Annotated in this window: 24 protein-coding genes; 4 read left to right on the top strand and 20 right to left on the bottom strand. The window is 41.9% G+C overall.

All coding sequences use genetic code 11. The features are described 5' to 3' along the window. Window positions 1-23 precede the first annotated feature (23 nt). Together bshC and MHI16_RS07545 are read right to left on the bottom strand one after the other, a co-directional pair. Window positions 24-1,643: a bacillithiol biosynthesis cysteine-adding enzyme BshC gene (gene bshC, locus MHI16_RS07550; RefSeq protein WP_058014057.1), complete on the bottom strand. Its 1,620-nt coding sequence runs from the start codon at window positions 1,641-1,643 to the stop codon at window positions 24-26. A 65-nt stretch (window positions 1,644-1,708) separates the two neighbouring features. Beyond that, a complete protein-coding gene (locus MHI16_RS07545) occupies window positions 1,709-2,608 on the bottom strand; it encodes a 2-dehydropantoate 2-reductase (protein WP_058014058.1) in 900 nt (299 codons plus the stop codon). Between the two features lie 209 nt (window positions 2,609-2,817). On the opposite strand from MHI16_RS07545, the gene MHI16_RS07540 reads away from it, so the two are divergent. Further along, the gene (locus MHI16_RS07540; RefSeq protein WP_003211702.1) at window positions 2,818-3,297 is read left to right on the top strand and encodes an N-acetyltransferase; all 480 of its coding nucleotides are present in this window, start codon (window positions 2,818-2,820) and stop codon (window positions 3,295-3,297) included. A gap of 46 nt (window positions 3,298-3,343) precedes the next feature. Here the strand turns inward: MHI16_RS07540 and gerR are convergent, their stop codons facing one another. The 3 genes from gerR to MHI16_RS07525 form a co-directional block, all read right to left on the bottom strand. After that, complete coding sequence (gerR, locus tag MHI16_RS07535) at window positions 3,344-3,883, bottom strand: sporulation-specific transcriptional regulator GerR (RefSeq protein WP_058014059.1); 540 nt, start codon at window positions 3,881-3,883, stop codon at window positions 3,344-3,346. 138 nt (window positions 3,884-4,021) lie between these two features. Next, a complete protein-coding gene (gene rpmF / locus MHI16_RS07530; RefSeq protein WP_008354700.1) occupies window positions 4,022-4,195 on the bottom strand; it encodes a 50S ribosomal protein L32 in 174 nt (57 codons plus the stop codon). Window positions 4,196-4,216: 21 nt separating this feature from the next. Continuing rightward, window positions 4,217-4,735, bottom strand: a complete 519-nt coding sequence (locus MHI16_RS07525; RefSeq protein ID WP_003210956.1) for a DUF177 domain-containing protein — start codon at window positions 4,733-4,735, stop codon at window positions 4,217-4,219. A gap of 205 nt (window positions 4,736-4,940) precedes the next feature. Here MHI16_RS07525 and MHI16_RS07520 point away from each other — a divergent pair, with 205 nt between their 5' ends. Beyond that, window positions 4,941-6,185, top strand: coding sequence for a nucleotidyltransferase (locus MHI16_RS07520; RefSeq protein WP_058014060.1), 1,245 nt, complete (start codon window positions 4,941-4,943; stop codon window positions 6,183-6,185). Between the two features lie 238 nt (window positions 6,186-6,423). On the opposite strand, the gene MHI16_RS07515 is transcribed toward MHI16_RS07520, so the two are convergent. Together MHI16_RS07515 and MHI16_RS07510 are read right to left on the bottom strand one after the other, a co-directional pair. Then, window positions 6,424-7,452, bottom strand: coding sequence for a SepM family pheromone-processing serine protease (locus MHI16_RS07515; RefSeq protein ID WP_058014061.1), 1,029 nt, complete (start codon window positions 7,450-7,452; stop codon window positions 6,424-6,426). Between the two features lie 4 nt (window positions 7,453-7,456). Next, complete coding sequence (locus MHI16_RS07510) at window positions 7,457-8,236, bottom strand: patatin-like phospholipase family protein (protein ID WP_058014062.1); 780 nt, start codon at window positions 8,234-8,236, stop codon at window positions 7,457-7,459. Between the two features lie 158 nt (window positions 8,237-8,394). Here MHI16_RS07510 and ylbJ point away from each other — a divergent pair, with 158 nt between their 5' ends. Beyond that, on the top strand, window positions 8,395-9,603 hold the full coding sequence (gene ylbJ, locus MHI16_RS07505) for a sporulation integral membrane protein YlbJ (protein WP_058014063.1): 1,209 nt from the start codon (window positions 8,395-8,397) through the stop codon (window positions 9,601-9,603). A 13-nt stretch (window positions 9,604-9,616) separates the two neighbouring features. Here the strand turns inward: ylbJ and coaD are convergent, their stop codons facing one another. The 9 genes from coaD to MHI16_RS07460 form a co-directional block, all read right to left on the bottom strand. Further along, window positions 9,617-10,099 carry a pantetheine-phosphate adenylyltransferase gene (gene coaD, locus MHI16_RS07500; protein ID WP_058014064.1) on the bottom strand — a complete coding sequence of 161 codons (483 nt, stop codon included), beginning with the start codon at window positions 10,097-10,099 and terminating at the stop codon, window positions 9,617-9,619. Window positions 10,100-10,102: 3 nt separating this feature from the next. Further along, entirely contained in the window at window positions 10,103-10,690 is a 588-nt protein-coding gene (gene rsmD, locus MHI16_RS07495) for a 16S rRNA (guanine(966)-N(2))-methyltransferase RsmD (RefSeq protein ID WP_268467365.1), read from the bottom strand. 280 nt (window positions 10,691-10,970) lie between these two features. Then, on the bottom strand, window positions 10,971-11,243 hold the full coding sequence (locus MHI16_RS07490; protein ID WP_003212137.1) for a YlbG family protein: 273 nt from the start codon (window positions 11,241-11,243) through the stop codon (window positions 10,971-10,973). 66 nt (window positions 11,244-11,309) lie between these two features. Then, complete coding sequence (locus MHI16_RS07485) at window positions 11,310-11,759, bottom strand: YlbF family regulator (protein ID WP_007499807.1); 450 nt, start codon at window positions 11,757-11,759, stop codon at window positions 11,310-11,312. A 57-nt stretch (window positions 11,760-11,816) separates the two neighbouring features. After that, complete coding sequence (locus tag MHI16_RS07480) at window positions 11,817-12,224, bottom strand: hypothetical protein (RefSeq protein WP_058014066.1); 408 nt, start codon at window positions 12,222-12,224, stop codon at window positions 11,817-11,819. 72 nt (window positions 12,225-12,296) lie between these two features. After that, window positions 12,297-12,545 (bottom strand): YlbE-like family protein, encoded by a 249-nt coding sequence (locus MHI16_RS07475; RefSeq protein WP_058014067.1) that lies wholly within the window; start codon window positions 12,543-12,545, stop codon window positions 12,297-12,299. Window positions 12,546-12,564: 19 nt separating this feature from the next. After that, on the bottom strand, window positions 12,565-12,978 hold the full coding sequence (locus MHI16_RS07470; RefSeq protein ID WP_058014068.1) for a YlbD family protein: 414 nt from the start codon (window positions 12,976-12,978) through the stop codon (window positions 12,565-12,567). A 109-nt stretch (window positions 12,979-13,087) separates the two neighbouring features. Then, a complete protein-coding gene (locus MHI16_RS07465; protein WP_268467056.1) occupies window positions 13,088-14,131 on the bottom strand; it encodes a CAP domain-containing protein in 1,044 nt (347 codons plus the stop codon). Window positions 14,132-14,254: 123 nt separating this feature from the next. Then, window positions 14,255-14,677 (bottom strand): CBS domain-containing protein, encoded by a 423-nt coding sequence (locus MHI16_RS07460; protein WP_044142103.1) that lies wholly within the window; start codon window positions 14,675-14,677, stop codon window positions 14,255-14,257. Between the two features lie 161 nt (window positions 14,678-14,838). Between MHI16_RS07460 and MHI16_RS07455 the strand changes: the two genes are divergently transcribed. Beyond that, window positions 14,839-15,204: a YugN family protein gene (locus MHI16_RS07455; protein WP_058014070.1), complete on the top strand. Its 366-nt coding sequence runs from the start codon at window positions 14,839-14,841 to the stop codon at window positions 15,202-15,204. Window positions 15,205-15,235: 31 nt separating this feature from the next. Here MHI16_RS07455 and ctaG read toward each other — a convergent pair whose 3' ends face one another. The 4 genes from ctaG to ctaD are packed head-to-tail and all read right to left on the bottom strand — an operon-like array spanning window position 15,236 to window position 18,968. Continuing rightward, window positions 15,236-16,114, bottom strand: coding sequence for a cytochrome c oxidase assembly factor CtaG (gene ctaG / locus MHI16_RS07450; protein ID WP_058014071.1), 879 nt, complete (start codon window positions 16,112-16,114; stop codon window positions 15,236-15,238). A 30-nt stretch (window positions 16,115-16,144) separates the two neighbouring features. Beyond that, on the bottom strand, window positions 16,145-16,474 hold the full coding sequence (gene ctaF, locus MHI16_RS07445) for a cytochrome c oxidase subunit IVB (protein WP_003211520.1): 330 nt from the start codon (window positions 16,472-16,474) through the stop codon (window positions 16,145-16,147). Window positions 16,475-16,476: 2 nt separating this feature from the next. Next, window positions 16,477-17,100 (bottom strand): cytochrome c oxidase subunit III, encoded by a 624-nt coding sequence (ctaE, locus tag MHI16_RS07440; protein WP_088001578.1) that lies wholly within the window; start codon window positions 17,098-17,100, stop codon window positions 16,477-16,479. After that, complete coding sequence (ctaD, locus tag MHI16_RS07435) at window positions 17,097-18,968, bottom strand: cytochrome c oxidase subunit I (protein WP_044142010.1); 1,872 nt, start codon at window positions 18,966-18,968, stop codon at window positions 17,097-17,099. The genes ctaE and ctaD overlap by 4 nt, the downstream gene beginning before the upstream one ends. Window positions 18,969-19,023 lie beyond the last annotated feature (55 nt).

Genomic DNA, 19,023 nt, shown 5'->3' with positions numbered 1-19,023 from the left:
TCAGGGTTCATTAAAACTTTATTTCAAAGTTTGACAATTTGTTGCTTGTTTTGAAATGAAAATGGCAGATTTTTGAACGTTTTGAAGAATTCTGGACCATATTTGTTTAAAAAGTACATGATATTCCAAATTCTTTCCTGCGGGGCATCTAGTGGTTTTAAACTATTTTCAATTCGTTCAAAGTCCCGAAGGATATATCCTTCCTTCTCTTCCACACGCTGCGCCACCTTTTGATAAACAAATTGAAGCTGGTCTTCAATAAATTTGGCATTTTTATCTAGCAGCTGCTCGAAGTTTGGTTCAATCTCCAGTGCTTCTTGTCTCATCACGCCATGAGCATTTGCTAATTCACGTTTGGCGTGTTGAACCGCTTGAACAAAGCTGTCTGGAAGACTTTGCTGAAAGTGTGCTTCTTTCTTTTCTTTTACTCCATTTGTCAGCACTTCTTCTACCGACAGTTCTCTAACTGGCAGTTTCTTGTCGATATGCCTTTCAAGAATGGTCACATGCAGCCTCGGAAGAACAGGCGCCATCTTTAATTGAAAATGCTCAAAGATTCCTTTCAGCTCTCCCCAATAGTTAACCTCACCGTGTCCTGCCATAAAGGCAAGTGTCGGGAGAAGGGTTTCCTGCATCAAGGGACGCGTCACCACATTGTTGCTAAACCGTTCTGGGTGTTCCTCCACTTCCTGCAAAAGCTCTTCCTTCGTCCATGTAAGCCCCACTTCTGATATAGAAAACCGGCCGTTCTCTTTTTCAATCAGGAAACGTTCCTCATCATATTCGTAAAACAGATTCGCCTGATTGTCACCAGCTTCAATAATCGGCTGATATCCTGCTCGTTTCATAGCAGCCTGTGATTCATTTAAGCGAGTAGTAACCGCATCATTTGTCTCGACAATGTGCTTGAATAACGCACGTTCGAGTGGTTTAACACCTAAGTCACCTGAATTAAGTAAAAGCAGTCCATCCTCTTCAAAGAGGTCACATACAATCCATTCAAAGAAATCAGTAAACGTTTGTGATTTGCGTAAACATCGAAGAAGCTGATCAAGCAAGTCATTGGTGTATGCAGATTCTTCATACGTTGAAAACACATCACGGAGCCATGTCTCGGTTTTTTCTTGATCAAGCGGGATTCTTTTCGCAGCCGCTTTTTTGACGTTATGTAATGACAGCTTTTGTTTCACTGGCCCTTTTTCGCCAGATGTGTACACAAAATTAATTTCATCTACGTCATGATCCTCACCGGCTACCCAAAAGACCGGAATCACTGGGACGCCAAGCTCTGTTTCTTTTTCTTTTGCAAACTGAATGATGGATATGATTTTATGTATGGTATAAAGCGGTCCTGTTAATAGACCAGCCTGCTGTCCTCCGACCACCATGACACTCCGTTCATCACGGATCTTTTCAATGTTCTGGCGCATCGCTGCCGATTCAAACTTTGCGTGGTATGCGCTCATATAATCCGCTAAAGCCTCGCGCGGGAAGCTCATTTCCATGAGATCGTCGTATCTCTTTTTCCATGTGTGCTCAGAATGTATATCATAATCAAAAAAAGTCGTCATCTCTTTTTTTTCTTCTATATAATCACGTATGAATAAATTCTGACTTCGGATGGAAAGTTCAGTAAATTGCATGTTTAGAACTTCCTTTCTTCAATAAATAGTTAGTTTCCCGAAAAAAGTATAGCATGTAAACGAGCTCACTCAAAAGATTTTGTTTGCTTTTTTTCCAATACTTCCAAGCTTCGATCAAAGAAAGTGAGATGTGGCGCCGCAACGCCGTGAGCTTGAGCCTTTTTTAAAAGATAACCAAGGATGGCTTTTCTTTCGGTTTGGCGGCCTTTCACTATATCTTGAAGCATCGAGGACTGATTCTCAGCGGTTTTCTCACAAATAGAAACTACATATGGCCAGAGCCGCTCTTTTTCAGACAAGCTCAAGATGGAAACTGCTTCTTCAAATGCACATTTCATCATGTGTTCATATGAGGAGTTTGCGATTAATTCCCCGTTCCTCACATGCAGCAAAGCCGTGAGCGGATTGATACAGACATTGACAAGCAGTTTTTCCTCCAGCACCTTTATCCATTCATCCGTATAGATCATCTGAAAATGAGATGATGTCTCATTCAATGCATTTTTTATATCTGCTGCTTCTTCATGCTGATATGCCCCCCACTTGATGACACCGATACCTGTATGGTTCACTTCATGATCTGACATCTTCATAGCTCCGTGCTCTACCACACCTATGTATAATGAGTGTCCTGTTTTCCAATTCTCCAAATCTAATAAGTGAGCCATTCCGTTCTGTAAAAATAAGATACGATGAGGAGGTAATGTCGATAGTTCACGCAGCACATCTTGCAAATGATGATATTTCACTGTCACGATGAGCAAATCAAATTCTCCTGTTATTCCTGTCTGTGCATGAACAGTCGCCTGACATGTATCTCCTTTTCCTGTTCGCTCAATGCCGAATGCTCGAATCTCTTCTGCCTGTTCGTTTCTTCTTGTAAAGACTGTGACGTCATGATGCTGCGTTAAATAACTAGCACAAAGCAGACCAATCGCACCGCCACCAATGATTCCAATGTTCAACTTCCGCACATCCCTTTTTCGTTTACTTCATGATATCAACTATTTTAACAGGTTCATGTCGTGATGCAAAAAGCAGATGGCGCGCTATGATTGAATTTTTTTAATTTAAAAACTATAATAATAAGTGTAAAAACTTTTTGAGGCGGATGGGATGAAAACGCCTTCAATGACATCACTGTCGACATTATGTGTGTAAGGGGGAAGATCATATGGCACAAGTAAAACGACTTCTAATTAATTACAAAACTTTAGAGGAATTTAAACAATTTAAGGAATATGGCATACAAGAACTATCCATGCTTGAAGACCTTGAAAGCAATATGATTGAAAATGACAGCAACTCTCCATTTTACGGGATTTATTTTGGAGATAAGCTAGTGGCACGTATGAGTCTTTATCAAGTGGACGGCTCAACAACTACGTATTTTAACCACAACCATGATTATTTAGAGCTGTGGAAGCTGGAAGTGCTTCCTGGATATCAGCGCAAAGGGTACGGCGAAGCACTTGTTGAATTCGCTAAATCATTCGGATTGCCAATTCGGACCAATCCGCGTGTCAAATCTGCCGGTTTTTGGGATAAAATGGGCTTTGAAGCAGTCAAATATGATATGGAGCGCGATAAGGGTGAAAATCCACTTATCTGGGAGCCCGCACATATTCAAAAAAATACAGGTGAATCCGCTTAAAGGCTGATCACAAAACGCCCCTCCTTTCTCTGTGAGGGGCGTCTCTTTATTTAGCATATTCTTTTAAGCTAATATTCTGTTTGACTCTTTCAACAATACTTATGAGTGCCCGGTAATCTTCTTCTGTCATTTTTAATTGCCGCTTTAAGTGTTCATTTTCTTCTGTAAGTGACTTCAATTGATACTGTGCATCTGCCAGTTCTTCGCGTAAATGAGCGGGTCCATCAGGTTCTTTTTCAAGCTGCTCTAAAAACTGAATCACTTCTCGAAGGGTCAATTCAGCCTGGTTTGAAGAAGTCTTTTCTTCTATGATTAACGCTTGCTGTGGTAAACCAGAGGAATGAATACCTATTTTTTTACGCAATTCTTTCCGCTGTTTTTTTGCCAGCTCTATGCCTGCCTGATATTGTTTTCTAACGTATGAGTTCCACCTGAAACCACATGCTGCCGCTGTTCTTGACAATGCTTTCCCGACTTCCTCAAATGCGGAAAGCTGCGTTCCTCCATCTCGAATGTGCCTTAAAACGACTTCTGCTAAAAGTAAATCTTCATCCTGTGTCCATGCGTCCTGCCTTGTAATCGTCAATTGATCATCCCCCCTGAATCTGAATACCACATCATATGCGCCTACTAGAGTAGATAGACTATTTGCAGGGGAGAAACCTAAAAAATAGACAAATAAAAAAACGTAAGGGAAGGTTCCCTCACGTTTTTTTATTAAGCATTAGTTGCTTTTTACGTCTTTGCCTTTGTATGTTCCGCAAGATTTGCAGACACGATGAGAAATTTTCATTTCACCGCATTCTGGGCAAGCTACCATACCAGGTACTTGTAGTTTGAAATGCGTACGACGCAATCTTTTTTTCATTTTAGAAGTTCTTCTAAAAGGTACAGCCATTATTCCCACCTCCTTAAAGAGTTAAGATTCATTATTTTCTTCTAAGAGCTTCTTCAAGCCTTCCAGACGCGGATCAATTCGGTTTTGATGTGCATCTTCCGAAATGACTGCCCAGTCATTCCCTTCTTGTGGTGCAGCACCTTTTACGTCAGTTTGGTCGCAAAAGATTTGCATCGGCACTTCAAGAAGAATTTCTTCCTTGACTAAAGGCGTTAAGTCGATGATGTCGTCTTCTACAATAGAAACGTCTTCATCTTCTATGTCGTCTGTCTTATGAAGTACAAATAGTTCTTTCGTTGAAATCGCAAATGGATAATTTACATCAACAAGCGTTCTTGAACAAGGCAATGTCATTTCACCTGTGATGGTTAAATCAAATGCGACTTGCTTTGATTCGATCACTCCAGTCCCTTTCACCTCTACCGGTGAAATGCGACGTATATCTGAATGAAGGCTAGTAAGTTCATTTAAGTCAACCGTCTCATGAAAATCGAAGCTGTTTTTAGCTTTTTGATGTAACTGATAAACTGTCCATTTCAATTGTATCACCTCTAAGAGCAACAAACATGATTATAGCTTTCATCATGTTATTTGTCAATATTTTTTCTTTACAGTCCTTTGTGATGTCAGAGCGTTGTTTGACATCAGTTCTCGGAATGCCTACACTGAAAAAAATGGGCTTCATTTTTCCTTATGCTACTGTAGCATAGACCATTTAACCATAGCAAGAAAGGCGGAACATCTATTGAAAGCAACAGGAGTCGTTGTCGAGTATAATCCATTTCATTATGGACATGCCTATCATGTTCGTCAGGCGAAAACACATACCTCCTCAGATGTTGCCATTGCCGTTATGAGCGGTCCCTTCCTCCAGCGCGGTGAGCCTGCCATCGTCTCAAAATGGGCGCGGACAAAAATGGCACTGCAAAACGGTGTAGACATTGTGTGTGAGCTTCCATACATATACGCAGTGCAAAAGGCAGAAACCTTTGCAAACGGTGCTGTGGCGATTCTAGATGCTTTAAAATGCCGCTCCCTTTTTTTCGGCAGCGAGGATGGTGACATCAAAGCATTTGAGCGAACAGCTCGTGCTTGGCATGAGAAAAAAGAAGAAATTGACTTTTTCACAAAAGAAAAGGTGAAAGAAGGCCTTAGTTATCCAGCAGCTGCTGCTGCTGCGTTTCAAGAGGTGATTGATCCTAAGCACTTACTGGATCTGTCTCGGCCCAATAACATTTTAGGTTTCCATTATGTCAAAGCCATCATGGAGCGATCCCCTCACATGCAGCCCTTTACCTCTCAAAGGATTTCATCTGGTTATCATGATGAAGAACTACCTGAAAATCAGAAAATCGCAAGCGCAACAAGTATACGAAAAGCCTTAAAAGATCATGGTGCATTTGAAACAGTCGCCCCTTATCTCCCAAATGCTACGCTCAAGCAATTACATGACTATCATTCTTCATATGGTCTTCTACATACTCAAGAAGCCTACTTTAGCTTCTTAAAACACGTCTTTCACACAATGGATACGGCAGAACTAGAAGGCATCTATGAAATTGAAGAAGGCATCGAACACCGCATGCAAAAAGCGATTACACATGCGTCCTCCTACGAGGAATATCTATCACTTGTGAAAACAAAACGCTATACGTGGACAAGGCTGCAGCGGATGAATACACATCTCTTAATGAGGGTGAAAAAGAATGCCATGCATGAGCTGCTGAAAGAGAAAAAAGCACCTTATATTCGGTTACTTGGTATGTCAAAGAAAGGGCAGCAATACTTATCTCTTGTGAAAAAAGAATTGGACGTGCCGCTCGTCAGTAAACTGTCTGCCTTTTCACATCCCGCTCTTGATCTTGATATACGCGCATCCCGCGTTTTCAGCCTGCCCGTTAGTGAACCAATGCAAACGAACTTAACGGAAGCGGAATTTAAAACCTCACCGATCCGATATGATGAAGAGACTGGTCTCTTCCAGTCTTAACAAAAAGAGCAGCCTTTACGAAGGCTGCTCCATATCGTTGACAAAGGGCTAAAATGATCTTTATTTTAGTCCTTTGTCTTCTTTTCAGCATGATAGAAAACCTTTGAAGTCTAGGAAGGACGAGTACCGGAGCGGAGCGAATTTGACATTCGTGAGCACCGGCACGCAGTCCTGACAAAGAATGCAAGGGTTTGTCTACATGCTGAGAGCAGCCTTTATGAAGGCTGCTCTTTTTTGATTAAGATGCTTTCTCTTTTAATTTGTTTAAATAGTTCAGCGCATCTTGCATTGTATCTACAGGTACAATTTTCATATCACTTTTAATATCTTTTGCTGTTTTGACAGCATTTCGGTAGTCTGAGTTTGGATCACCTTTATCGTTCGGTGCAAAGAATATATCTTTTCCGGCTTTATCTGCCGCCACGACCTTTTGATCGATTCCGCCAATTGGACCGACCGTTCCATCGGCATCAATCGTTCCCGTTCCTGCAATCGCGTAGCCATGTGTTTCGTCTTCTTTTGTCAGCTGGTTATAAATTTCAAGTGACATCATAAGACCCGCTGACGGTCCGCCGATATTTTCAATATCCACCTTAATGGACGGTGAGACTTTCACATTTCGGTCTGTAAATAATGATACGCCAATTCCAACTCGATTCGGCTCTTCTTTAAATGGTTTTAACGTCACTTTCTCCGTAATGTCTTTGCCATTTCGTTCAAGGATAAAACGGACAGGTGTACCTGCTTTTTTGCTGCTGATATACGAAACCATTTTATCAGCAGAATCATAGGTCTTGCCATCAACGCTTTTGATTCGGTCGCCCACTTCAATCTTTCCGTAAGCAGGCATTCCTTTCATCACGTAGCTTGCATATACGCCGTTAAACGTATAATCTACTTTTTTTCCTGCTTTTGTATATGCTGCAATCATGGCATTTTCTTGAGAGCTTTTCATCAGCTGAAGCTGCCTTTTCATATAATCTTGATCCGACTCCCCGTCCGCTTTCATATTTTCTTCTGGGACGATTTCGTCATATTTATTCATTTTCGCAAGCAAATACGTATACGGATTGGCTGGACCTACTTTAATTGTCATAAGAGAGAAGCTTCCCTTCTCGTCATATCCGCCGTCTACTTGAATGTGGGGAGCAATCTCGGTTGCATCACCCGGCTTTGTCACGTAATATGGCAGTTTGACAAAGGTTAAACCACATAATACAAGGATAACGACAAAAAAGCTGAGCCAGCGAATATTCAATTTTTTCATTCGATTAACACTCCCATTTATCAATGACATCTTTCAGTTTACCTGTTAGTTGATCTGCGGCGAGCTCACCTGCTTCAATCATCTCCTGCACCTGCGTGAACGCACTCGAGCTAAATGTTTCAAGCCTCGGCCGAATCATGACATCAGCGTGAATGGTTTGATGACGGACCAATTCATTTTGAAGGATGTCCAAACTTTGCATAATGACATCCGATAATCTCGTCGCCTTTTCTGTTTTTTTCACCCTTGATACATCAGAGGCGATAATGAGGTCTGCACCCATATCTTTTAAAACAGACACAGGAATGCGGTCCACAACCGCTCCATCCACTAGCTGTCTGCCGCCCATTTCATGAGGAACAAACACGCCCGGAATGCTGATGCTTGCTCTGACTGCTTGTGAGACAGACCCTTTTTTAAACACGACCTTCTCCCCTGTCTCGAGGTCACAGGCAACCACCGCAAGGGGCATTCTTAATTCTTCGAATTTTTTCCCATATGTAAACGTGTGAATCAGCTGCAAAATTCGATGTCCTTTTAAAAGACCGATTTTTGGCAGTGTATAGTCAGCATAATACTTTCTTCTGAAGACAAGTGCAAGTTTTTTCATTTTTTCTACGTCTTGTCCTGCCGCATAAAAGCTCCCAACAAGTGCGCCAATACTGCTGCCAGCAATCATATCTACCTGAATACCTTGTTTCTCAAGACTAGATAAAACTCCGATATGTGCCATTCCCCTCGCACCCCCAGAGCCTAACGCAAGCCCGATGACTGGTCGCTTCATGAAAATCCACCCTCCTCTTTTCTATGCATATATACGAATCTATTGGTCTAAACATGCCCCTTATGCTCGTATAGTAATAGAAGACAGGCTCGGCTAGTTTCTTTCTTTTTTGATCACGAGCTCGCCAATAGATCATAACGGCAAGGGGCGAAATCTCCATGAAAAAATGGAACACTCTGTTCATCGCTGCTTTTTTTATCTTTTTAACAGCCACTGTGATTACACATCCACAAGCCTCTTTGCAAGCATCTAAAAATGGACTTGCAATGTGGTGGGAGGTTGTATTTCCATCATTGCTTCCTTTTTTTATTTTGTCCGAGCTATTAATTAGTTTCGGGATTGTCAGATTTGTCGGGGTATTATTAGAGCCATTTATGCGTCCCATCTTTCGAGTGCCTGGTGTAGGCGGGTTTGTCCTAGCGATGGGAATGGCATCAGGCTTTCCTTCTGGTGCGAAATTGACCACAAGGCTCAGACAGGAAGGACAACTGACACAAATCGAAGCAGAGCGCCTTGTTTCTTTTACAAATTCATCGAACCCATTGTTTATTTTTGGTGCGGTGGCTGTTGGTTTTTTTCATCATCCAGCTTTAGGAATTGTTTTGGCCTGCGCACATTATTTAGGGAATCTCGCTGTTGGTGTGACGATGCGGGGATATAAAGCGCGGCAAGATGCACATCTGAGAAGCGGTAAGCGATTTTTATTCCCACCGTTTCAAGAGGCATTCAGTGCTCTTCATACAGCAAGACTCGCAGAGAAAAGGCCGCTCGGCCAAATTTTAAGTGATGCGGTCATGTCATCAGTCCAAACACTCTTTATGATTGGCGGCTTTATTATCTTATTTTCTGTTTTTAGCAAAATGTTATCAGTTGTTCATGTGACGGACCTCTTATCCATAGGGATCGGATATATGCTGCAAACGATGCATCTTCCGCCAGAATTAGATCTTGCGATGATTGCCGGTTTATTTGAAATCACGTTAGGAAGTCAGCTGACAGGGTCACAGGAAGTCACCCTTCTTGCTAAAACGATTGTCGTCAGCTTTATATTAGGATTCAGCGGGTTTTCTGTTCAAGCTCAGGTCGCCGGCATTCTGGCGGCAACAGATATACGCTTTAAACCGTTCTTCTTCGCTCGTTTGCTCCACGGGATTTATGCAGCTATTTTTGCCTTTTTATTGTTCAAGCCTCTTTATGTCTCTCGATCTGACATGGCTCTTCCAGCAGGTGCCTTTGAAGCAAGCCAGCAGGTCGTCATGTACAGCAGTGTGCTTTGGAATCAGCTTGTGACAGCCGGCCCTTTGATCACGCTATGCAGCTTGATCTTGTATACGGCGCTATACTATCAGAAATTAAAAAAAGGATGAGTGCACGGTGCACTCATCCTTTAAATTTTTCTATCAGCGCTTCTTCTACCTCTTTTGGCACAAGGTCTTTGACTGAACCATCATATTTCGCTACTTCTTTGACAATGCTTGAGCTTAAGAAGGAATATTGATTGTTGGTCATCATGAAAAATGTTTCAATGTCATCGTTTAACACTTTATTCATTGATGTGCCTTGCATTTCATATTCAAAGTCTGTCACAGCTCTTAATCCGCGTAAAATGACTTTGGCTTCTTTTTGTTTCGCATAATCAACAAGCAGACCGTGAAAGGATTCAACTTTGATATTTGGCAGATCCTTCGTCGCTTGGCGAATAAGCTCACACCGTTCTTCAACGGAAAATAACGGTTTCTTGGATGAGTTATTTAGTACACATACATACACTTCATCAAAGATCTTTGCACCTCTTTTGATGATATCCAAATGGCCCAATGTGACTGGATCGAAGCTACCCGGACAAACGGCTATGTTCCCCATGCTTTAATTTCCCCGCTTTCTATAGATCGTAATACCAGTCAACCCGTACAGTTCCTGTCTTGATATGTAAAGCTGTCCAGCTTCCTCTGGCAGTCTGACGTCCTTATCATGCTCACACACGATCACTCCGTCATCTGTTAATAAGGCATGCTCGTCAATCATGTCAAGAAGTGCTTTCAGCTGTTGATCTTTATAAGGCGGATCAAGAAAGATCGCTTGAAAGGATTCCTCTCGTTTCACAACGGCAGCGAGTGCACGCTTTGCCTCATTTCGAAACACTTCACTTTGATCAATCAGCTCCAATTGATTAAGGTTTCCTTTTATCGTTTGAATCGCCTTCATATCTCGATCAACGAATATGCAATGATCGAATCCTCTAGAAAGCGCTTCAATCCCTAAACCACCGCTTCCCGCAAATAAATCAAGCGCCCATCCGCCATCAAAATACGGGCCGATCATATTAAATATCGATTCTTTTACTTTATCTGTCGTCGGTCTTGTTGATTGACCTGGTACCGCTTTAAGTGTGCGGCCTTTTCTCGTTCCAGAGATGACTCTCATTTTTCCACCACTTTTTCTGCTTGCTTCTATTGGTTATTGTGTATGACAAAAAATCCAACATTATCTTACCACAACACTCCGCAAGGGACAATGCGCGGACTTTCATTCATTTTCTATGTATAGATCAAGGAAACCGGGGTCATACTACTTATAACAGCATCTGATGTGGTGCTGTTGCCAACCGCGGAGAAGACTTACGTTTCCCCATAAGTTCTTCCTCCGGTTTCTCCTCTCCCTTTGCCTTCTCCTTAATGAATCATTAAGAATAGAAGGACCCCGCGGGTGATGCCGCGGGGGTTTTTTTGTGTCTTTAAAAGCCCACTTTATAATCATACTCTTTTGCTTTGTCCAATTTGGATTCGTACTCTAATTTAATAAAAGGTTTATATGAAGGTTCAACACGCTTCACAAATGGCAATGAGCTGAGCTTAGCCATATGGCGCTCGAGATCATTCATATCACAATAGATCACTGCATATTTCATTTTCCTTGAAATATAGTGAACATTTCCAAATTTTCTTAGCGCCTTTGACTGCTTTAACGAATGCAGCCAAACGACCATCCCTTGACGTTTGGTTTCCATCTTTTCACCTGCCGCTTTTTCAATTCTTTTCAGTTATTATGTAAAAGACGAGACATTCAAGTCTCGTCAAGATACTTTACAGCCACAGCTGCCACCAGATCCACAGCCACCGCCGCATGATGATAGACCATCAAAATATGGGTTCCCTGTTGGAACTTTGATATATGCTGATACAGCTTGACCGATTTCAATACTAATCTCATCTAAGATGGATTGAATCGCTGTTTCTGCTTTTTTGAAATCAACCACTGTATCGTGAAGATCTAACTTTCTTTTGACCTCACGCATTTCCTTTGAGATCGTTCTATAGTCCGGATGGTATTTGCCGAACCGCTGCACATCCTCATATTGCTCTTTTACTTTTGTAAAATGGGCAATAATTTGTTGGGCTTCTTCGTCTTGCTGGAGACGCTTAAAGCAGTTGCGGTAATGTTCAGCCTCCTCCGACTGAAGAATCATGGCAGCCAATTGATTTGCTTCCTCTTGGAGCTCCACAGATTCGATTGTCGCATACATAAATGTTGCACCTCCAATTCATAGTTTACCACGAAACCTATGGATCAGAAAATGCTTTTACGTCACAAATACATCCCATGTCTCTCTTTTCTGCCTATATTCTGGATGACGAGAATTGAGCACAACGGTGATCTTATGTTTTCCTTTTGAAAGATGCTTGACCACAAATGCAGCAGTATACTCATTGCCTGCACGTTTTCCGTCTACATACACTGTAAAATATCCCGCCTTCTCATCTTTTTTTAGTCGCGTAGACTCAAGATGAAAATCTTGAAGTGTACTTTCTATATAGACTGACGACCCCTGCACTTTGTATTTAAAAAAGCCTTGCTGCTTCATTTCACTTTCGGCTTGCTGCATCACTGGTACAGCTGGATCTTGCTTCGTGATTTGCTTCTTTTCATGTTGACTTTGACACCCGGTGACAAGAAAAAGCAATGCGCACATTGACAGCATCCATTTCATCATCTGATTCTCCTTTCATCTACTTTTATAGGATGCTCAGGAAATAGACATCTTAATCAACTCAAAAAAGCCTCACCCGGCTCCATTTTGATTGCGCATTGCTTGGAACATTTGAATCATCATTTCAGCCATTTGGACACTGTTACTCAACTGACTCACACGATGAGGAATGGTTTTTTCGTAAAAATTCATTTTATCTAATTCAAAGGACGATAGCTTATCAGGATGTCGAGTCAGCTGTCTGTACCAGAGAGGACGCTGTCTGATGAATTTGATTCGTTCCTCTTCGGCCATGACAAACTCCTGTACTTCTTTCCGCACCAAAAGCATCCCCTTTCAATTAATCTTTCCTGAAGGAGAATGGGTGCTGACTGCCTCCAGATGAACCTTTCTTCGAGCCATTTGATGAAAATTGTCCGAGTAAGCTTTGTAAAGAGGAAATAGACTGGCTCATTTTGTTGATTTGTTCATTCATTTGTTCAGCGTCCATTTTTTTCACAGCAGAAACCATTTTAGACATAAAATCTGCTTTTCCAGATTCACTTGGCTTTGAAGCTTTTTCTTCTTTCACGTCCTCAGATTGCGTTTGCCGGTAAGGAGACCACATCTCATCTTCCTCACCAAACATGACCCAATTTTCGTATACACTTTGCCAGCTTTTTTCTTGCGTTTGCACTTCTTGAATTAACTTCGGATGGCGTCTGACGAATTGTTTAAATTCATCAATGGATGTTTGTTTTTGCTTGTTTGTCATATCCTCACCCCCCATACAAATGCCTACTATACTATATACACCATCAGTTATTTTGGTGAGCCTCTTTTTTGAAACAAAAAAACAGCTGCGATGATGCAGCTGTTTTCGTTTAAGATGTTTTTTTGATGAAGTTTTGGGTGTAGTATTTTTCTTTCACACCGACGCCAAGGTGTGAGTAATCTTTATTTAATAACGCCTTTCTATGACCTTCACTATTGAGCCAGCCTTCTACCGCTGCAGGTCCATCTACATAATTATAGGCAATGTTTTCACCTGCGAGTTGAAATGCCACCTCGCCTCTTTCTAATCGGTCTTTCAGCGTACCGTACTTTTTAGATTCATGGGAGAAATAATGATTCTCTTTCATGTCCTCACTATGCATGAATGCCACTTCAGAGGTTTCATCATCCCACTTTAAGGTCGGCAGTTTGTACTTATGACGAATAATATTGGTCATATCAAAAATTTGTTTTTGACTGGAAGCTTCGATCTCTTTCCATTTTTCACCCGATATTGCCTCTGGTTCTATCAATTCACCACGATAGACGACTTCGTATGGCTTTTGTTTCACAAATGTATCTGCGTTAAACGCCCTGATACTTGAAAGGGTGCTTTCAAACTTATCCATGTAAAGCTGAACATATACATCATCGTCCACTTTCACGGTGGGCCTTGTATTCATATCATCTTCTGAGAATTCAAAGCGGTATGAATTTTGTTCATCCTCTACATGAATGTAAGGTGCAATTTGTGTTTTTTTAAATACCTCACTTGTGGCTTGACCGATTTTAAATGGTTCAACATTGAGTCCGTCTCCTGTTGCAAACAATGTCACCACTTTACTATCCTTTACCCCTACTTGAATATAGTGCTTCTTCGATTGATTGTAAATCCACCAGTCATAATCATATGCGGAAGGATCAATGCGATCTGGTTCTCCCAGCTGTTTAAGCACTTCGTTTGAAGATTTTCCCATAAAGGACATGAGCCCCTTTTTCGGGATATTGATCGGCTTATCGCTAGATGTTTCTTCATTAGACACCTTCGGTTCATTGCTGTTTTCTTTTTCTGGTGAAGATCCATATTGAATAAACAGAACGTACGTTCCAGATATAATCAGGAGGATGAGGAGTGTTTTGAGCACAGTTTTCAAATAAACACCTCCGTTAAATTGGCAAGGTACAAAAAAGTACCTTCTACTGTCATTTAAACAAAACTCGCTTCATTTATCAACGACAATACAGCCTATTTAACACGAATTTAAAATATGCCCCTCTTAATGAAGAAATCCTTGCCCATGATCTTGATCCTGTTGAGAGATTTCTGTCAGGGCATCTCCTGCGCGATCATTCGATAAATCTTCGACGGATAAATCTCCAAGAGCGACAATCCCAGTTAATGCACCGTTTTTCACAACAGGAATGCGGCGGAGCTGGTGCTCTGACATCAGCCGGACAATTTCTTCAAGCGTTGCATCTTCTTCTGCTGTCAGTACTTCCTTCGTCATCAACGAGCCTACTTCCTGTGAGTTTGGCTTTTTTTCTGCAATACCTCTGAGTACAAGGTCACGGTCTGTCACGATACCAACGAGCTGATCTCCGTTAACCACCGGAATGGCCCCAATGTCTGCGTCTCTCATTTTGACTGCCGCTTCATACGTATTGTCATCTTGCTGACATGTCACTACTTTTTTTGTCATAATATCTTTGATTTTTTTCGTTTTCACGTTGATTCCTCCATCTGTTATTTTCTTTATTACTGTAACCAGGTTATAAAAGAACATACCCTTCACAGTTGAAAGTTTAACGCTTTCATACTATGATTGTCAGTAAAGGGAATTTTTATAAGGAGGGGTTTTGGGTGAAGTTTGAAGGTACGGGGATTGAAAAGGTAGCAGCTGACTTAAATAAATTAGATTTCATCATGGAAAGTGAAGGATTTGTACGAGCCGATCAATGGGATTATGAGCGTGTGACGTACGACAGAAAGTATAACATGGTAGAGGGAACCTTTTATTTACGGATTTCCGGCTACGCCACCGAAGGAGATGTTGGTTCAAAAAGAGCACACATACAGCTTCTCACACCTTTACTCGGAAAACATTATTATCCGCACGGTGTTGAATATGGCGAAGACGAAGATTTCCCTAAGTCTCTCATCCAATCAAGCAAAAAAACGCTTGAACAGCTGAAAGAAAAACTAGAAGCAATGACAGCAGAAGCATAAACGAAAGCACAGCCATATGGCTGTGCTTTTTTCATTCATATTTCGGAATCAGCGCATCTGGTACGGCATCTTTCGCTCTTTCTTTTCTTGCCCAGTCAAAGAAGACAACAGCAAGGATTGAGCCGTACACAATCTCCTGAATTATTTTCATCAAAATCGCGCCTAGCTGCTGGTCTTCTAGCAGCGGCAAGGTATGGAACATTTCAGGACCTGTGAGCGCAAGACCTGCCAGCGTATCACTTGGTACGCAGAGATGCAGCGCCTGTATCCAAGCACCAGCATCAGAATAGGTTGCATAGATCGGTGTCTCACTAAACATAATGAGTGCACATGCAGGAGTCATTAATATCCCGTCTGCCATAATATAACCAAGCTTTAAAATGCCTGTAATCTGAGGCTGACTTTGGACTTTATGAACGAGCGGCCACCACATGAAAAAGGCAGCAATAAAAATGACCACTGTCATCAGCGCATGATAAAACGGATCTGTTTTCACAAAATCAAACACAAGCGGGATATGGTACATCGAAAACAAACCGTTAAATCCGAGCAATGCAATTAAAGGCTTGGTAAACAAACGAAACATCTGCTGAATGCCTAGTGTTTGGATGATCCGCTCCCAAATGGCCGCAGGTAATCCTGTAATAAGGAGAGGCGGAATGACTAAATAGAGCACCGCCATTTGCGCCATATGTGCACTAAACATAATATGCCCCATTAAATCAATTGGGCTTCCTTTTACGGCGTATAACAGAACAAGCCCCGTCAGAAACAACGTTTTCTCTTTTACCGTCGCACGATGCTTCCCCTTTGTCACAAGAAGCAGATAAAGAGCAGCTGCTATGACAATACTAGTCAAATAGTAAGGGCTCCATAATGCCCGAAATCCGAATATCTCTAAGTTCTCCATTGCTGCGCCTCCTTCAAGGGCAAAGCGGGCTTACCACCATATAATGGTCAAAAAGGCTAATACGGTAATAAACGCGACAAACACACCTGAGTAAAGAAACAATGCGGGTGTTTCATGCCCTTTTTGGTTCATGTGCATAAAATAATAAAGCTGAAAAGCCACCTGAATAACGGCAAGCAGTAAAATAAATGGTACTGCGAACCAGTTTCCAACATCTTCGGAAGCGATTGTTAAAAAGGCAACAAAGGTTAATCCAATCATCAAGCCGAAAGAAATGAGCTGATGCTTCATTTCTTCGGCATTTTTCTTTTTACGGTATACAAGATCGACTTTAGACTGATTTGTGTTTTTATTTCCCATTCTTATCCCACCATTCCCATTAAATATACAACGGTAAAGATGAAGACCCACACAACATCAATGAAGTGCCAATACAGACTTGCCACATAATATTTTGGCGCATTGTATAAATCGAGTCCGCGTCTCATATTTCGAATCATAAGAGCGGTAATCCAGCAAAGTCCGAAGGCGACGTGAGCTCCGTGAGTTCCTACAAGTGTATAGAAGGAGGAACCAAGAGCTGAGCTGGTAATGGTAAAATCATACGCATGCACATAATGATAGAACTCATAAATCTCAACCCCTAGAAATGAAGCACCTAATAGCACAGTCACACCAAGCCAAAGCTGCATCTTTTTAAAGGCAAAGTTTTTCATATGATACATTGCATACACACTCGTTAAACTGCTCGTCAGTAGAAGCATCGTGGCAATAAAGACAAGTGTGAGATCAAACATATCAGTTGTTTTTGCTCCGCCTGCATTAGAGTTTTTCAGCGCCAAATATGTGGCAAAGAGCGATGCAAACAGAACAGTTTCTCCCCCAAGAAACAACCAGAACCCGACGAACTTATTCTTTCCTTCTAAAGTGGCTTTCTCAGGAGAAGCCGGAAAAGTTTCTGCTGTCATTTTTTGTGGTTCCATTATGCTTTCACCCCTTTATCATCGTCATCGGTCAGATCTTCTTTGTGAATATGGTACCCATGATCGTCTTTAAGAGAGCGAACCAGCATGGTTGCAAATGTAATGCCAAGACCAATGAGAATCACTGGAAGCCCCCAGCTGTGCTCTTGACGATACATGAAGCCAAACGCTGACACAAATAGACCGAATGAGATAATGACAGGTAAGATTGAATTATTCGGCATGTGAATATCATCGAGCGGTTCAGATGCTGTCATTCCTTTTTTACCATCCATTTTTTCAATCCATAATGGATCTAGTCCTCTAACAAGTGGCAGCTGTTTAAAGTTATATTCTGGCGGAGGTGAAGACACTGCCCATTCAAGCGTTCTTCCGTCTCCCCAAGGATCGCCCGATACACGCTCCCCTTTCGCTGTCGTCCAGATGACGTTAATCAGCAGGATGACAACAGCTACAAACATAAACAGCGCCCCAATCGTACTGACCAAGTTCCCAAGGTCTAACCCCTGACCTGGCAGGAATGTAAAGACTCGGCGCGGCATGCCCCAAAGACCGAGGAAATGCTGAATAAAGAAGGTTAAATGGAAACCGATGAAAAATAGCACAAAGCTAATTTTCCCAAGTTTCTCATTTAGTATTTTTCCAAACATCTTCGGCCACCAGTAATGCACACCAGCTAAAATACCGAATACCACCCCGCCAATAATGACGTAGTGGAAATGCGCCACAACAAAGTACGTATCATGGAACTGATAATCTGCTGCAGCTGCTGCAAGCATGACTCCGGTTACCCCGCCAAGTAAAAATGACGGTATAAAGGCAACGGAATACAGCATCGGCGTTGTAAACTTCACATTACCGCCCCATATGGTGAGCAGCCAGTTAAATACTTTAATTCCTGTCGGCACCGCAATCGCCATTGTGGCTACAGCAAAGATGGCATTGGCAATCGGACCAAGTCCTGTTGTGAACATGTGATGCGCCCACACCATGAATCCAAGGAAACCAATCAATACAGTCGCAAACACCATCGACGAATAGCCAAACAGCCTTTTTCTTGCAAACACTGGAATGATTTCAGAAAATATTCCGAATGCTGGCAGGATTAAGATATAAACTTCTGGGTGTCCGAAAATCCAGAACAAATGCTCCCAGATGATTGTATTACCGCCGAGCTCTGGATTGAAAAAGCTCGTATCAAACATTCTATCAAGCATCAGCATTGCAAGCCCTGCTGTAAGCGGCGGGAATGCGAATAAAATCAGTGCTGAAGCGACAAATGTCGTCCAAGTAAAGAGCGGCATTCTCATATACGTCATACCAGGCGTTCTCATATTAATAATCGTTGCAAGAAAGTTGATTCCGGCAATTAGCGTACCAATACCCGCTATCTGCAACCCTAAAATATAGAAATCCATGCCGTGTCCTTCTGAATTCAGCGTGAGTGAAGCGTATGCAGTCCAACCTGCATCAGGTGCCCCGCCCATAAACCATCCAAGGTTTAAGAAAATTCCTCCGAAAAAGAACAGCCAAAAACCAAGTGAATTCACAAACGGAAATGCTACGTCACGTGCACCAATTTGAATAGGTACAACCGCATTCATTAATGCAAATAAAAGCGGCATCGCTGCAAGGAAAATCATCGTTGTTCCGTGCATCGTCATGACTTCATTGTAAAACCCTGCACTTACAAAATCATTTTCAGGGATGGCTAGCTGAATACGGATTATCATCGCTTCCAGGCCGCCAATTAAAAAGAAAAATCCCCCTGCCACTAAATATAGTACGGCAATTTTTTTGTGGTCAACCGTCGTCAAGTAATCCCATAAGACAGCGCCAAACCCCCGCTTTTTAGCTATTGTACTCACCATGAAATCCCCCTCTTATCTCCCATTTGCCCCTTTTCATATAGATGTCTATTTAACT

The sequence above is a fragment of the Bacillus sp. FSL K6-0923 genome, assembly GCF_038630825.1.
Classification (GTDB): Bacteria; Bacillota; Bacilli; order Bacillales; family Bacillaceae; genus Bacillus; species Bacillus pumilus.
This window is presented reverse-complemented; position numbering and strand designations above follow the sequence as displayed.